This window comes from Emticicia sp. 21SJ11W-3, from assembly GCF_024138715.1.
Lineage (GTDB): Bacteria > Bacteroidota > Bacteroidia > Cytophagales > Spirosomataceae > Emticicia > Emticicia fluvialis.
On sequence record NZ_CP092074.1, the window covers coordinates 5,067,841 to 5,082,184 of the forward strand.

At 42.8% G+C, this 14,344-nt stretch carries 10 protein-coding genes; 4 read left to right on the forward strand and 6 right to left on the reverse strand.

Going from position 1 to position 14,344, the window contains the following annotated elements; all coding sequences use genetic code 11:
- Window positions 1–335: 335 nt before the first annotated feature.
- Window positions 336–2,093 carry an SMP-30/gluconolactonase/LRE family protein gene (locus MB380_RS21435; protein WP_253531642.1) on the reverse strand — a complete coding sequence of 586 codons (1,758 nt, stop codon included), beginning with the start codon at window positions 2,091–2,093 and terminating at the stop codon, window positions 336–338.
- Window positions 2,094–2,411: 318 nt separating this feature from the next.
- Here MB380_RS21435 and ahcY point away from each other — a divergent pair, with 318 nt between their 5' ends.
- Together ahcY and MB380_RS21445 are read left to right on the forward strand one after the other, a co-directional pair.
- Window positions 2,412–3,725, forward strand: coding sequence for an adenosylhomocysteinase (gene ahcY / locus MB380_RS21440; protein ID WP_253531644.1), 1,314 nt, complete (start codon window positions 2,412–2,414; stop codon window positions 3,723–3,725).
- Window positions 3,726–3,889: 164 nt separating this feature from the next.
- Window positions 3,890–4,411: an HAD family hydrolase gene (locus tag MB380_RS21445; protein ID WP_253531645.1), complete on the forward strand. Its 522-nt coding sequence runs from the start codon at window positions 3,890–3,892 to the stop codon at window positions 4,409–4,411.
- A 156-nt stretch (window positions 4,412–4,567) separates the two neighbouring features.
- Here MB380_RS21445 and argC read toward each other — a convergent pair whose 3' ends face one another.
- Entirely contained in the window at window positions 4,568–5,536 is a 969-nt protein-coding gene (argC, locus tag MB380_RS21450; protein ID WP_253531654.1) for an N-acetyl-gamma-glutamyl-phosphate reductase, read from the reverse strand.
- Window positions 5,537–5,794: 258 nt separating this feature from the next.
- Between argC and lgt the strand changes: the two genes are divergently transcribed.
- A complete protein-coding gene (lgt, locus tag MB380_RS21455) occupies window positions 5,795–6,685 on the forward strand; it encodes a prolipoprotein diacylglyceryl transferase (RefSeq protein WP_253531656.1) in 891 nt (296 codons plus the stop codon).
- Between the two features lie 63 nt (window positions 6,686–6,748).
- Here the strand turns inward: lgt and prfB are convergent.
- Window positions 6,749–7,823, reverse strand: a protein-coding gene (prfB, locus tag MB380_RS21460; RefSeq protein ID WP_101724834.1) for a peptide chain release factor 2 whose coding sequence is annotated in 2 segments (ribosomal slippage) — window positions 6,749–7,762 and window positions 7,764–7,823 — 1,074 coding nt in all. Because the reading frame shifts where the segments join, the coding sequence is not laid out codon by codon here.
- Window positions 7,824–8,086: 263 nt separating this feature from the next.
- On the opposite strand from prfB, the gene MB380_RS21465 reads away from it, so the two are divergent.
- A complete protein-coding gene (locus tag MB380_RS21465) occupies window positions 8,087–8,971 on the forward strand; it encodes a MerR family transcriptional regulator (protein ID WP_253531658.1) in 885 nt (294 codons plus the stop codon).
- Between the two features lie 78 nt (window positions 8,972–9,049).
- On the opposite strand, the gene secDF is transcribed toward MB380_RS21465, so the two are convergent.
- The 3 genes from secDF to MB380_RS21480 form a co-directional block, all read right to left on the reverse strand.
- Window positions 9,050–12,037 (reverse strand): protein translocase subunit SecDF, encoded by a 2,988-nt coding sequence (gene secDF, locus MB380_RS21470; RefSeq protein ID WP_253531660.1) that lies wholly within the window; start codon window positions 12,035–12,037, stop codon window positions 9,050–9,052.
- A gap of 101 nt (window positions 12,038–12,138) precedes the next feature.
- Window positions 12,139–12,513 carry a hypothetical protein gene (locus tag MB380_RS21475; RefSeq protein WP_253531662.1) on the reverse strand — a complete coding sequence of 125 codons (375 nt, stop codon included), beginning with the start codon at window positions 12,511–12,513 and terminating at the stop codon, window positions 12,139–12,141.
- Window positions 12,514–12,652: 139 nt separating this feature from the next.
- Complete coding sequence (locus tag MB380_RS21480; protein WP_253531664.1) at window positions 12,653–14,335, reverse strand: alpha/beta hydrolase-fold protein; 1,683 nt, start codon at window positions 14,333–14,335, stop codon at window positions 12,653–12,655.
- Window positions 14,336–14,344: the final 9 nt, after the last annotated feature.

A 14,344-nucleotide genomic window follows, 5' to 3' on the forward strand; every position in this document is an offset into this window, starting at 1 on the left:
GAACAACTTTAAACCCTTCTAATAGTTAGCAAATAGAAATTGCAGAAACAAAAACCTGATATGGATTGAAAACTTTCTTTATTCACAGACTCTTATTTTCAATATAGTAAAGTTAAACAATTTACAAATAAGCAATTATCATTACGGGTACAAATTTATTCTACGGAATTTTTCCTTCTACTTCTCGTTTAATTCTCTTTAATAAATTCATCTATGAAGTAGTTAACAATAAAGGAAACTAAAAGCACCTCTATAAATTGCGGGTTGATTAGAATCCATAATTTATAGAGATGCTACTGATTGATATCTACTTAAACGCTAATAACCGTTCAAATTTATAACTTAGGCGCAGCCGGTTTATGTGGCGTATCAAAAGTGTTGGCACCTTTTACTTTCACTTTCCGGCGATACACCTTATCTACACAGGTAATGTACATTATATCAAAATCTGGCCCGCCGAAACACAGGTTAGATACCTGCCCTTTGGTTTTGGGTACAGGCAGAATGGCATTTACCCGGCCGGTCTGGTCGAGTACCTGTATGCCGCTAAGCGTGGTAACATAAATTCTTCCGTCGCTGTCACATTTCAGTCCGTCAGACCACGCGTTTTCGTCTACATCTCTCACATGCAGCCATCCGAACTTTTGTTTATGTGCCAGCCTTCCGTCAGGTTGAATCTGATACACCCACACCCAATGTGAGGCCGATTCGGTTACGTATAATTGTGTCTGGTCGGGCGAGAGTGTCAGACCATTGGCAAATTTTAATCCCTCATCAACCTCAACTTTTTCTCCGTTGGGTCTTATCAGGTATAACTTACTTGGATTACTTACCCCATTAGGCGCAGTGATATAAACGTTACCGTTTTTAGCAACCACAATATCGTTGCCTGTCTGGTTGTCTGCTATAACGGTTTCTTTACCTGTCTGGTCATAATTAAGAATCTGTTTGGTGCCACCGGCTACTACATACCGCTTGCCATCTGGCCCGAAGCAAGTACCGCTCGATTTCTTCGCATCAGTATCCAGTATATTCAGTTTGCCTGCCAAATCTACCTTATAGGTTTTTGAATTGGGGATATCCTGAAAGAACACTTCTCCTTTGGCATTGGCTGCCGTACCTTCTGTAAAGGTGTATCCCTCTCCTACCAGTTCCCATCCTTCATTATCAATTAGTATTTCGCTTAAAAACTGGTTTTTAGATTTACCGGCGGCTACAGGCTTCGGGTAGTCTTTCCATAACCAGCGCATGGCCTCAGGGAAAACTGCAGTGCCGTGTTTGCCGTTATGCCCGCCTTCTCCCCATATATGATTTACTTCATAGCCTGCAAAGGTCAACGCTCTTTCCATGGTTTCATTAGCTTTCCACCAGTCTCCGGCATAAATGTTCAAATCGTTGGTGCCATCCTGCAAATAGACCCTGATTGGCTTGGGTTCATATTTACGGATGAGTGTTGGGTATTCATGCGCTCCCCTTAAACCCACATAAGTGCCAATAGCACTAAAGACCCTTGAGAAAGCATCAGGCCGCTCCCATGCTGCCGTAAAGGCACAAACTGCTCCGCTGCTCGCACCACCAATGGCACGGTCGTTCGCGCTCTTTGATAAACGGATAGGTCGTCCGTCACTCGCTTTTTTCTTTTCTACTTCCGGCAAAAGTTCTTCCAACAAAAACCTGGCGTAGGCATCGCCCAGGCCGTCATATTCATAGCTGCGGTTGAAGCGGTCAAGCGCAGTCTCTGCATTGGCTGCTTTTACCCTGCCGTGCATCACAAAGACACCGATGGTAACAGGCATTTCTTTTTTGTAAATCAGGTTATCGAAAACCGTCGGGGCATTCCATTGAAGACCGTCCTGGTTGATATACACACAGGCAGGTTTATCGGGATTGTATTGTGCCGGAATATACACCCAGTATTCGCGCCAGGTACCGGGGAAAATCTTCGAGTCCTGAAATTGAAATTTTAGTACTTCTCCTTTTGGTACGCCGGGCTGCTCAGCAGAGGCAGGGTCTTCGGGATACTTTTCATCAGGGGTTTGTGCATAAGCACCTATTTGCCAGCAGGCAAAGAAGACAGCAATCAGGGTTTTCATAGATAGAGAACAAAGACGGGTGAAACAGATTAACCAAATGTAGCAAAAACTTTGGACTCTAAACTCCTGCTAGTCAATATTATACACATATTGCACCTTAAAACAACCTAAATAGCATACCAATTATAAAGTAGCCGGGCAAGCGCACTTGATACAGGTTATATATTAACCCGTTATAAACATTTGAGCCCCGTAGGTGCAAAAAATAAAATTATCCAAATAATATTTATTCAGAAAATAAATTATCCTAATTTTGCATAAATTTTAGAAAAAGAAACCAGATTAACTTTTTATTAAGGATAATTTAACTTAAAAGATATGTCAGCAGCAAAAAATTACATTCCTTACAAGGTAAAAGATATTTCACTGGCCGATTGGGGTCGTAAAGAAATTAAATTAGCCGAAGCCGAAATGCCGGGTTTGATGGCCATCCGTAAAGAATACGGCCCTTCAAAACCATTGGCAGGAGCGCGTGTAGCAGGTTGTTTACACATGACCATACAGACAGCCGTTCTGATTGAAACTTTGGTTGAACTAGGCGCTGAAGTAACGTGGTCGTCATGTAATATCTTCTCAACCCAAGACCACGCCGCTGCTGCCATTGCTGCGGCAGGTATTCAGGTTTATGCCTGGAAAGGCCAGACGGCCGAAGAGTTTGACTGGTGTATTGAACAAACTTTGTTTTTTGGTGAAGAACAAAAACCACTAAACATGATTCTTGATGATGGTGGAGATTTAACCAACATGGTTTTTGACAAATATCCTGAGTTGATTGGTGATATTAAAGGCCTTTCAGAAGAAACAACTACGGGTGTACACCGTTTATATGAGCGCCAGAGAAACGGCACTTTGCACCTGCCGGCCATTAACGTAAACGACTCGGTAACGAAATCTAAATTTGACAACAAATACGGTTGTCGTGAGTCTTTAGTAGACGCTATCCGTCGTGCAACCGACTTAATGCTTGCCGGTAAAGTGGCTGTTGTAGCCGGATACGGTGATGTAGGTAAAGGCTCGGCAGATTCGCTTCGTGGGGCAGGTTGTAGAGTATTGGTTACTGAAATTGACCCGATTTGTGCATTACAGGCAGCTATGGATGGTTACGAAGTAGTAACAATGGACGAAGCCGCTACCCGTGCCAACATCTTTGTAACAGCTACCGGAAACATTGATATTATTCGCGACCGCCACTTCAAGGCCATGCGTGATAAAGCCGTAGTTTGTAACATTGGCCACTTCGATAACGAAATTGATATGGCTTGGTTGAACAAAAACTATGGCCACACCAAATCTACTATCAAACCACAGGTAGATATGTATGAAATTGATGGCAAAGACATCATTATTCTGGCTGAAGGCCGCCTGGTAAACCTGGGTTGTGCTATGGGTCACCCATCATTCGTGATGTCGTGCTCGTTCTCTAACCAGACACTGGCTCAGATTGAGCTTTGGAACAACAGCGATAAATATGAGAAAAAAGTGTACGTTCTACCTAAGCAACTAGACGAGAAAGTAGCTGCTTTCCACCTGGCTCATGTTGGCGCTAAACTTGACACCCTTAATATAGACCAGGCTGCCTACATTGGTGTGGCAGTTGAAGGGCCTTTCAAATCAGAAATGTATCGTTATTAATACGCAATATCTGAATGGTATCAGGCGGGGGTTTCAACAGAAGCCTCCGCTTTTTTGTATCCAAGCGTTAGTATTTAAGCCTATAATGATAATTTATTTTGGCAAGCCCGACCATAATTAGCCGAATTTAAGCGAATATTGTGGTTTAAACCACTCTAGTTTTCATGAACCTGAAATTAAAATCCAAGCTTCGTAAAATTACTACTTTCATTTTTGATATTGACGGCGTACTGACCGACTCAACTGTACTGGCATTAAGAGGCGGCGAACTGGCCCGCACTTTTAATGTAAAAGACGGTTATGCAATGGGCAAAGCGGTGAGGTCCGGGTATTCTATTGCCATTATATCGGGCGGAAAAGAAGAGAGCGTAAGAGAAAGGCTTTCTCCTTTAGGAATAAAAGATATTTTTCTGGGTGTTCGCACCGACCAGAAGCTCTCGGTTTTTGACCAATATCTGATTGATAACAACCTGAAAGCCGAAGAAACCATATATATGGGCGATGATTTACCTGACTGGGAGATTATGAAACACAGAAAAGTGCTTTCTGTATGCCCGGCCGATGCCGTAGCTGAAATTGTTGAAGTTGCCAATTACCGCTCAACCAAAGACGGCGGCAAAGGTGCGGTAAGAGAAATTATAGAAATGGTAATGAAGGAACAGGGTAAATGGATGAAGATATTTTAATCTCTGATTTTTTACTTACGGCGGATGAATTCACCGGCTACAGAAACAAAGGTTAGTTTTAATTTTTGATACCGACTTACGTCGGTATGTACCTGCAAAAACTAACCTTTGTTTAGATAGTCGCCCAATTCATTGAGTGAATGTACAATGGTTCAATCAAAATCCAGCAGGTTTCAACTTTAAGCCCGCTGTTTCTTCTAATCCGAAAATCAGATTCATATTCTGAACTGCCTGCCCTGACGCCCCTTTGGTAAGGTTATCTATAACGCTGCTTATAAGCAGATTATCTCCGTGCTTCTCCAGATGCAAAATACATTTATTGGTATTTACCACTTGCTTCAGGTCTATTTCAGCCTCTTCGCTTATATGGGTAAAGGGGTGGTCTTTGTAATAATTTTTATAGAGCGCCTGCGCTTCTTCTAGGGTGGCATCAAATTTGGTATACACATTGGCCATAATGCCTCTGGTAAAATTACCACGGTAAGGTATAAAGTTAACGGCCTTGCCAAAGTCTGACTGCAAAGACCTGATGCTCTGGTTGATTTCTTTCAGGTGCTGGTGGGTAAAAGCTTTATAAATAGAAATATTGTTGTTTCTCCAGCTAAAATGAGTAGTGGCAGAGAGCGATTGCCCCGCACCAGTGCTGCCTGTTATGGCGCTTACGTGTATATCTTCTTTTAAAATCCCGGCTTTTGCCAAAGGCAGTAAAGCCAGCTCGATACTGGTGGCAAAGCACCCCGGATTAGCAATTTTGGCGGCTGTTTTTATCTTGTCTCTTTGCAGCTCGGGCAGCCCATAGGTAAAGCCATTGCTTTCATCACGGAAGTCGGTACTGAGGTCAACAATTTTAATGTTTCCCGGAATGGTATGTTCAGCCAGAAACTTCTTTGATTCGTTATGCCCCGAACAAAGGAACAATACATCAGCTTTGCTGAAATCCTGCTCATCGGCAAATGTTAAATCAGTTTCGCCCAAAAGGTCTCCGTGGGTAGCATATACCGGTTTACCTGCCTGGCTTTTAGAGTTAACAAATGCAATGCTGGCGTTTGGGTGGTTTAGCAATATTCTCAGTAGTTCTCCCCCTGTATATCCTGCTCCTCCGATGATTCCGATATTAATTTTCATAAACAAGTAAAAATATTTAATGCAATTCCAGCTTGCCCGCGGGTAAGCTACTTGCCAAAGAATAATGTAACAGTTAATGTATTGCTAGTACAGAAAATACCCTGCCTGGCGGGTATGAAGTATAACAACAGATAGTTTGTAGAAGTTTCTGGCGCAAATTTAAGATATTTTAAATGTTCTTTCGGCTTCAATTGAAAACTTTTACATCTATGTATCAGATAAAACTTATAATTTTGGCAAAAATCTAAAATCTACATTATGCTATTTTTAGAAATACCCTGGAATGTAAATCCGATTATTGTTAAACTCGGTAGTTTTGAATTACGCTGGTATGGGCTCTTTTTTGCATCTGGCTTTCTGATAGGCTACCAGATAATGGCTCATATCTTCAAAAAAGAAAGAAAACCAGAAAAAGACCTGGATTCTCTCTTATTTGTAATGATAATTGCTACTGTAATAGGCGCACGTTTCGGGCATTATTTCTTTTATGAATTTGAAAGTTTCAAACAAGACCCCGGTAAGTTTCTGATTGATATGATTGTGCCACCGTACACAGGTCTGGCCAGCCACGGCGCCACTATTGGTATTCTTACAGCGCTGTTTATTTATGGCCGCAAGCACAAAGACCAGCCTTTTCTGTGGATAACAGACCGCATTGTTATTACTGTGGCTTTGGGGGGCGCTTTTATACGGCTGGGAAACCTGATGAACCACGAGATAGTGGGTAAACCAAGTAATGTACCCTGGGCTTTTCGGTTCAATACTTTTAGCCTGAATCCTGACGGTTCATTAAAAATGACTCCCGAGGCATTTGCCCGCCATCCTGCACAGTTATATGAAGCACTTTCATGCCTTGTTCTGTGTGGCTTGTTGTTTTATTTATGGAACCGTTTTAAAGAAAAAACACCACATGGATTGCTGCTGGGCATATTTCTGATATGGGTATTTACATTGCGTTTCCTTTACGAATTCCTGAAAGAAAACCAGGAGGCATTTGAAGACAAAATGACCTATAACATGGGGCAGATTCTGAGTATTCCGGCGGTGCTGCTGGGTATAGGTATTCTGATTTACTCATTAACCAAAGGAAAGAAAGATGCAGAGTATTACTCAACGCATACATTTGAAGCGAAAGAGAATAAAAAATAAAAAGAATGCCCCGCAAGATAGTTTCCTGCGGGGCATTTCAATATTTAAACAAATAAAAATGGTTTAACTGGCCATTAAAAACCCTTTGATAAACTCGTCTATCTCGCCATTTAAAACAGCTTCAGTGTTAGACGTCTGAATATTTGTCCGATGGTCTTTCACCCGGCGGTCATCCAATACGTAACTTCTAATCTGCGACCCCCACTCTATCTTCATTTTTCCGGCTTCTGTTTCTGCTTTGGCAGCATTACGTTTTTCAACCTCTAACTGATACAACTTAGACTTCAACATCTGCATGGCATGTTCGCGGTTGGCATGCTGGCTACGTTCTATCTGGCAGGTTATCACAATACCGGTTGGTTTATGGGTAAGCTGTACCTTTGTTTCAACCTTGTTTACGTTCTGCCCTCCGGCACCACCCGAGCGGGAAGTCTGGATTTCAATATCTGCATCTTTTATCTCAATATTTATTGAGTCATCCACTAAAGGATAGGCATAAACCGATGCAAATGACGTATGACGGCGCGCGTTGGAATCGAAAGGTGAAACCCGGACAAGCCGATGCACCCCGTTTTCTGATTTCAGGAATCCATAAGCCATAGGACCTTCAATCTGCAATGAAACTGATTTAACCCCAGCCGTATCACCATCCTGATAGTCGAGCTCCGATACTTTGTAGCCTTTTTTGTTGGCCCACATCATATACATCCGCATCAGCATGCTGGTCCAGTCCTGGCTTTCTGTTCCACCGGCACCTGCATTTATCTCCAATACAGCGCTAAACTGGTCTTCTTCATTAGAGAGCATTTTTTTGAGCTCTAATTCTTCCAGTATTTCATTAAATTTCTTGCCCTCTTCGTCTACTTCTTCTTCTGTGGCTTCGCCCATAGTGTAGAACTCAAACAGGGTTTCCAGGTCACCCAGAGCGCTTTCAGCCTTTTCATAGCCGCCTGTCCAGCCTTTCAGGGCGCGTACCTGTTTCATTACGTTTTCGGCCTTTTCGGCATCTAACCAGAACTCCGGCTGGGCGGTCTGGTTCTCGAGGTCATCTAGTTGTTCTTTCTTGCTATCGTAGTCAAAGATACCCCCTTAAAGCCGCTACTCTGGCTTTTAACTCCTTCAATTGTTCGGTAGTCATATTTGTGTTTGAGATTATTTATCGCTGGTAAAGACTGCTTACTTTAAGTTACAGCCTGCAAAACTACTTAATTTTATTCATTATCCTTAACTTGCGCTTTCAGATATTATTCTATTCTGATTTTTTTTAAACAACTTTTTTGTTTTGGTGTTATATCTTTACCTGAAAACGCATACTGACATCAGATGTACTGATTTATGGCTCATCTGAAAGGGATATTACCCGAACACACATTAACCTAAGTTAAGAAAATTTATAACATAATGAGTAACTACTCCATACGAGATTTAGAGCATTTATCCGGAATAAAAGCTCATACCCTAAGAATCTGGGAGCAACGTTATAATATTATAACCCCTAAACGTAGCGATACTAATATCAGAATTTATGATGATGAAGATCTGAAATTGGTGCTGAATATAGCGCTCCTGAAAGACCACGAGTACAAGATTTCTGAAATTGCAAAGCTCTCTGCCGATCAGCTGTCAAAAGAGGTTATTGAAATTTCTGAGAAAAAAAACAGCTATCCGGAGCAAATACATGCGCTTACCATTGCCATGATTGACCTGGACGAAGCCCAGTTTGAACGAATAATGCATATCAATAACAATAGGTTTGGTTTTGAGGATATGATGATAAACATCATTTACCCTTTCCTGAGCCGAATTGGTATTTTATGGGTAACAGGTTCTATTGGCCCGGCGCAAGAGCATTTCATATCTAACCTCATACGCCAGAAACTTATTGTGGCCATAGATAGCAAAAGCCCTTCTTTTACTGAAGAGTCGAAAAAATTTGTGTTGTTTTTACCGGAAGGCGAGCTGCACGAACTTTCTTTGCTTTTTGCCAATTTTGTACTCCGAGCCCGCAACCATAAAGTTATCTATCTGGGGCAAACCCTTCCGTTTGATGAACTCGTATATGTTTGTGAGTCTCAGAAACCCGACTATATTTTCTCTGCAATTACCACTACGCCATCTCAAAAAGACGCGCAGGCTTATGTAACGCGCCTGGAAAATAAATTTCCGGACACTCAGATTCTGCTCACCGGCTATCAGGTTATCGGGCAAGGTATAGAAACCGGCACCCATACGCGCATTATAACTCATATTAACCAGTTAATTGAAATTGCAGAGCAAAAAGCCTGACACCATATATAGCATCTGAAAGCAAAACGCCCTGACTTAACACAAGCCAGGGCGTTTGTTTTTATTTTAAAGAAGCAATTATGCTTTTTTAGATTTTTTGCTTTCTGCGGCTACAGGTGTTGCTGCGGCCAGTTTCTCAGCTTCCTTGCGCATGTCGCGTTGCATACCGTCAACAACGATAGGCGTTGCAACAAACAACGAAGAGTAAGTACCCACGATTACCCCGATAAACATAGCGAATACGAAGCCACGGATGGTTTCACCACCAAAAATCAATAATACCAATAGTACAAGCAAGGTAGAGAACCCTGTTACGGCTGTTCTACTCAAAGTACTGTTCAAGGCATTGTTGATAACGGTAGGAATATCTTCTTTCACATCGCGTTTTTCGGATAAGTACTCACGCACACGGTCAAATACGACCACGGTGTCGTTCATTGAGTAACCCATAATGGTTAGCACAGCACCTACAAAAGCCTGGTCAACATCAAGCGAGAATGGCAAGAAACCACGAAGAATAGAGAATACCCCAAGGATAATCAGGACGTCGTGCAACAATGCCACCAATGAGCCGTAACCAAAAGCCAGCTTACGGAACCGGATATAAATATAGGCGAATACCAATATGATTGAAATTAAAACGGCTTTTATTGCACCCCAGATGGCATCATTCGCAATGGTTGGCCCTACTTTTGAAGAGCTCACTACTTTTCCGGAGTTGCCATTTACATTTGCCAGAACTTTGTTTACGCTAGCCTGAATGTCTTTTTCAACTTCTGTATTGGTGTTTTCAATTTTATAAGGGGTGGTGATTTTCACCTGGTCGAAACCTCCGAAAGTTTTAACCTCAATGGCCTGGCCCTCAAATGTAGGTTTCAGCGCTTTCTCAATATCCTCGGTATTAACAGTCTGGCTGAACTTGGCAATGTAAGTACGGCCACCCAGGAAGTCTACACCAAGACCAAATCCTTTAATTGCAATTGAAATAATACCTGCAATAATAATGGCACTTGAAATAGTGTAATACAACTTGCGTTTGGATACAAAATCGAATTTCGAATCTTTAAATAGTTTCTCTGACCACTTAGTAACAAACGAAACCGATTTACCTTTACTAATGTAGTATTCAAAGAGTAATCTTGAAACAAAAATAGCTGAGAACAATGACGTGAAGATACCAATCAACAACGTAGTAGCAAAACCAAGAATAAGGCCGGAACCAAAAACAAAAAGTACAACCCCAGTGATAAGCGTGGTTACGTTGGAGTCAATGATTGACGACATTGCATTTTTGAAACCATCTCTTACGGCATCTTTAAAGGTTTTACCCAGCGCCAACTCTTCTTTGATACGCTCGTAGATAAGTACGTTAGCATCGACAGACACCCCTACTGACAATACCATACCAGCAATACCCGGCAAGGTAAGTGTAGCGCCAAAAGAGGCCATTACACCTAGCAGCAGGAACAAGTTTACAATAAGGGCAATATCGGCAATGACACCGGCTTTGTTGTAGTAAATTAACACAAAGCCCAAAACTATCAACAAACCAACTAATGAAGAGATAATACCCGCCTGAGCAGCCTCTGAACCTACCGTAGCACCTACGATGTCTTCAGAGATGATGTTGGTTGGTGCTGGCAATTTACCGGCTTTCAACACATTGGCTAAGTCTTGTGCTTCTTCTACAGTAAAGTTACCGGCAATACTTGAGCGGCCTCCGCCAATTTCGCCGTTTACGTTTGGCGCAGAATACACATAGTTATCAAGAATAATAGCTATCGGGCGGCCAATGTTTGCACCTGTTAAGGCTTTCCATTTTCTGGCGCCTTCTGCATTCATCTGCATTTCAACGGCAGGTTTTCCGCGTTCATCGTAATCCTGGCTGGCGTTGGTTACTACGTCACCTTCCAAAGGCGCCTTGCCCAGGTCTTTCACAAAATACATATCCACAATTTCTTCGCTGGTGTTGGTACCGTTCGCACGAGGCTTGATATCAAATACGTAGCTGGCGTTTGCCGGGAACAAAGCACGCACATCTGAACGATCCATTACTTCTTTTACGCGGGCAATGTCTTTGGTTCTAACAGCCAGACCATAGCCTGTTGGTATGAAAAGGTTGCTGAAAGCATTGTTCTGGCGTTGAGCCAAAGCAGTTGAGTCTCCTTTAGTTGAATCACCCTTGGCACCACCGGCCAACTGGGCACTCAGGCTGTTTTTAGAGCTGTCTTTTGGCGTGCTGGCAGTAGTGGTTTCAGCTGCTGCCGGAGCTTTCTTTCTTGCCTCAATATCCATCTGCAATAAAATACCTGCAAGACCATCAATTGCCGGGGCAATTTCCTGCATTGTATACACTTCGCAGAATTCAAGTTTTGCTGCACCAGATAACAACTTGCGCACGCGGTCAGGGTTATCAACACCCGGTAACTCTACCTGAATGCGGTTAGTACCAGACAAACGTTGAAGGTTAGGGTTTGCCACACCGAATTTATCAACACGGGTCTGGATAATTCTGAAGGCACGGTCAAAAGCGCCATCTACTTCTTTTTTAATGTAGTTTACAACCTGGCTGTCTGACGACTCAAGGCTAAGTGTACCGCGGTTTGAGCTATTAGAAAAAACCGAAGCCAGTTTTGTGTCTGGTGCCAGCTTTTTGTACTCCTGTGCAAACAGGTCTACAAAGTTTGTGCTGGTAGAAACGGCTCTTTTCTGAGCGTTTTCAATAGCGGTCGCTACTTTAGGGTCTCTTGCGCTGGCTGCAAGCGAACGAAGGATTTCGGCAGGAGAAACCTCAAGAATTACACTCATACCTCCTTGAAGGTCAAGGCCAAGGCCTAATTCCTGTTTGGTAAGGTCTTCAGTTGTTGTACCTAAAAACACTGGTTTTTTCCACAGCGAGTCCAGATATCTTTGTTTTTTGGCGTAATCAATTTTTCCTGATTTGTCGGTAGCAAAAGCCTCTGCATCTTTTCTGATGTCGTTGGCTTTCCAGGTACGCAATAAAAAGTAAGCACTGATTGACAGGAAGGCAACCAAAAGCGCTATAATTCCACCTTTGTTGTTCATTAGAGGGTATATTTAAGAAATAAAATTGAATTTGAATTGAAGCATCATGACGGACTCATGATTGAAAAGAAGGATGGCACAGACCGTGCCGGACTAAAATACTATGGGGCGTTGGGTGCAATGTGGTGTTCGTACAGTTTTTCGAAGTATGATAGTCTGTACAAAGGCTTGGTAATGGTTTTAACCGAGGTTTCAACTACCACATAAATAATCTGCGGAAGCGGAACGAGGATAGCATAATGGCCAAAATCAAAAGCATGGCTTGGTACTACTACTTCAAGCGATACCTCTCTTACAACCGTTTGTTCTTTTGAATTATCTTTTTTGTTTGCCTTCTCAGCCTTAGTCTTCTCAACGGCAACAGGTGCTTCCGGCGAATGCTTGTGGTAAATCTGTTTACCCAAAACACTCGTCAGCACAACCATGACGAACATTAAAAGCCCGAAAGAACGCGATATGTAAGAGTTTTTTGCCATTAAGGGTGACAAAGCTACAAGTTTTTCACGAAATAAGTCAAATAAGCCGCTAAAAATTTAAAACTAATAAACAAAAAGCGTGCCCTGAATACTGCACTTGCAGCATATTAAGGCACGCTTCATACAAAAAACGGTATGTTTATCTGAAAACCACTACACCTGATGCTTTTAGCTTTTCAGCCTCTTTGGCAGGGAGTGTCCAGTCATTGTTAAATCTTCCTCCGGCTATTACGTTATTAACGGTACCTTTAAAGAGTACAAAGTCCTGAAATCTGGCTATGTTATTCATAGGCATCGGGGAGTTCTGGCGAGACATGGCATTCTGGTTTTCGGTTAGAGTCCACCACGGTAAACCTGAGTTAACCAACACATAGCGCGCTCCTACCGGAAACACATAAGCCAGGCCATAATCTGTAGCAGATGCTTTCAGTTGTACCGGCAGTTTATCACTGAATTTATCAATCAGGCTATTGGTCTCTTTCGTACCGAAAAGAATCAGATTTGAACTTTCTATATCGCTCGGGCGCACTTCTTTATCGCTCAACAGGCGCGGAAACACCATTACTCTGCCAATGAAATCTCCTCTGTAAACCGACCACTCCATGGCTTTCTGTGCCTCGGTGCGTCTTCTGTTCAGTTCGTCGGCAGATGGGCTCCCACCTGTGCCATATACATATATATGGCGGTCGGCAAGGGCTTCTGCCATTGGGCCTTCGGCACCGGGTTTCTTAGCTGATGCGAAGGCACCCGAAGTATTAACTGCCCATGTGTTATTATTTTGGGTAAGTGTTACGCCAGAGCCCGTTTCTGCCTTAATTGCCTGCCCGTTAATAACTAACTCTAAAGGCAATTTTGATTTAAAAGACGGGTGCCCATCCAGCTTTAATGTAAAAGATAGCAGGCCTTTGGTGGTAATCTCAAGTTTATTTTTGGCAGTAAATTGGGCATCAATTGATGCGGTAGTACCCGGCGTAAACTCATCAAAAACTACCCAGTAAGCTTTATTGTGTTTATATTGGCTGGTGGCAAAACGAACGCGTTCGGGGAAAGGGTTTCTTTTGAATTGAGAGAACCAGCTGAAAATAAACTCGTCTTTGTAGGCGTTTTCCCAGCTGTTGTGTTTCACACCCGGATATTCGGTATATTCTACCTGCGCCCCGGCATCTTTAAACCGTTGCACCCATTTACGGGTTGAGTCAACTTTTACGGCCGGGTCCTGGTCGCCCTGAAAAAAATAAACCGGGTAATTCAATGCATTGGGTACCATTTCGAGGGTTCCGGCCGGAGGCGCCGGGCAAACCGGCGCAATGGCAGCCCAAATATCAGGGTAACTCAGGCCTATCCACATGGTTCCGCCGCCACCCATTGACAACCCCGTAAGGTAGGTACGGTTTTCATCTATTGAGAAACGCTTCTTTGCATCGGCAAGCATATCCATTACGTCTTTTTCAGCCACACCCTGATACCCCATTGTACCACGGGCATAAGCGCTGATAACAATGTAGTTTACATCTTTCCATTCAGGAAAATAACGGCTGGCTTCTACGTCAGACTCTCCCTCTGCATTGCTTTTGCCAAATACACGGCGCAAAGCCAAACGGTGATTAGACCCTGCCCCATGTAACATAACCACAAGAGGATATTTCTTTTTGGGATTATAGTTTTTAGGCAGATACAAGCCATAAGGCTGCTCGGTGTCGTCAACGTCAGAATGGAAAGTAAGCACCTGCGGCCCCGGTGCCAGTTTTTGCCCAAAGGTAAGGAGGTGAAATCCTGACAGCACAAAGGCCGTCAGGATTGTTCTTAAGATTAAAGTTTTCATAGTTTTTTA

What these genes read in the sequence shown, in the direction of transcription:
- MB380_RS21445 (WP_253531645.1), top strand. Translation starts at nt 3,890, where the DNA reads ATGAACCTGAAATTAAAATCCAAGCTTCGTAAAATTACTACTTTCATT.
- lgt (WP_253531656.1), top strand. Translation starts at nt 5,795, where the DNA reads ATGCTATTTTTAGAAATACCCTGGAATGTAAATCCGATTATTGTTAAA.
- secDF (WP_253531660.1), bottom strand. Translation starts at nt 12,037, where the DNA reads ATGAACAACAAAGGTGGAATTATAGCGCTTTTGGTTGCCTTCCTGTCA.
- MB380_RS21480 (WP_253531664.1), bottom strand. Translation starts at nt 14,335, where the DNA reads ATGAAAACTTTAATCTTAAGAACAATCCTGACGGCCTTTGTGCTGTCA.
- MB380_RS21475 (WP_253531662.1), bottom strand. Translation starts at nt 12,513, where the DNA reads ATGGCAAAAAACTCTTACATATCGCGTTCTTTCGGGCTTTTAATGTTC.
- argC (WP_253531654.1), bottom strand. Translation starts at nt 5,536, where the DNA reads ATGAAAATTAATATCGGAATCATCGGAGGAGCAGGATATACAGGGGGA.
- MB380_RS21435 (WP_253531642.1), bottom strand. Translation starts at nt 2,093, where the DNA reads ATGAAAACCCTGATTGCTGTCTTCTTTGCCTGCTGGCAAATAGGTGCT.
- ahcY (WP_253531644.1), top strand. Translation starts at nt 2,412, where the DNA reads ATGTCAGCAGCAAAAAATTACATTCCTTACAAGGTAAAAGATATTTCA.
- MB380_RS21465 (WP_253531658.1), top strand. Translation starts at nt 8,087, where the DNA reads ATGAGTAACTACTCCATACGAGATTTAGAGCATTTATCCGGAATAAAA.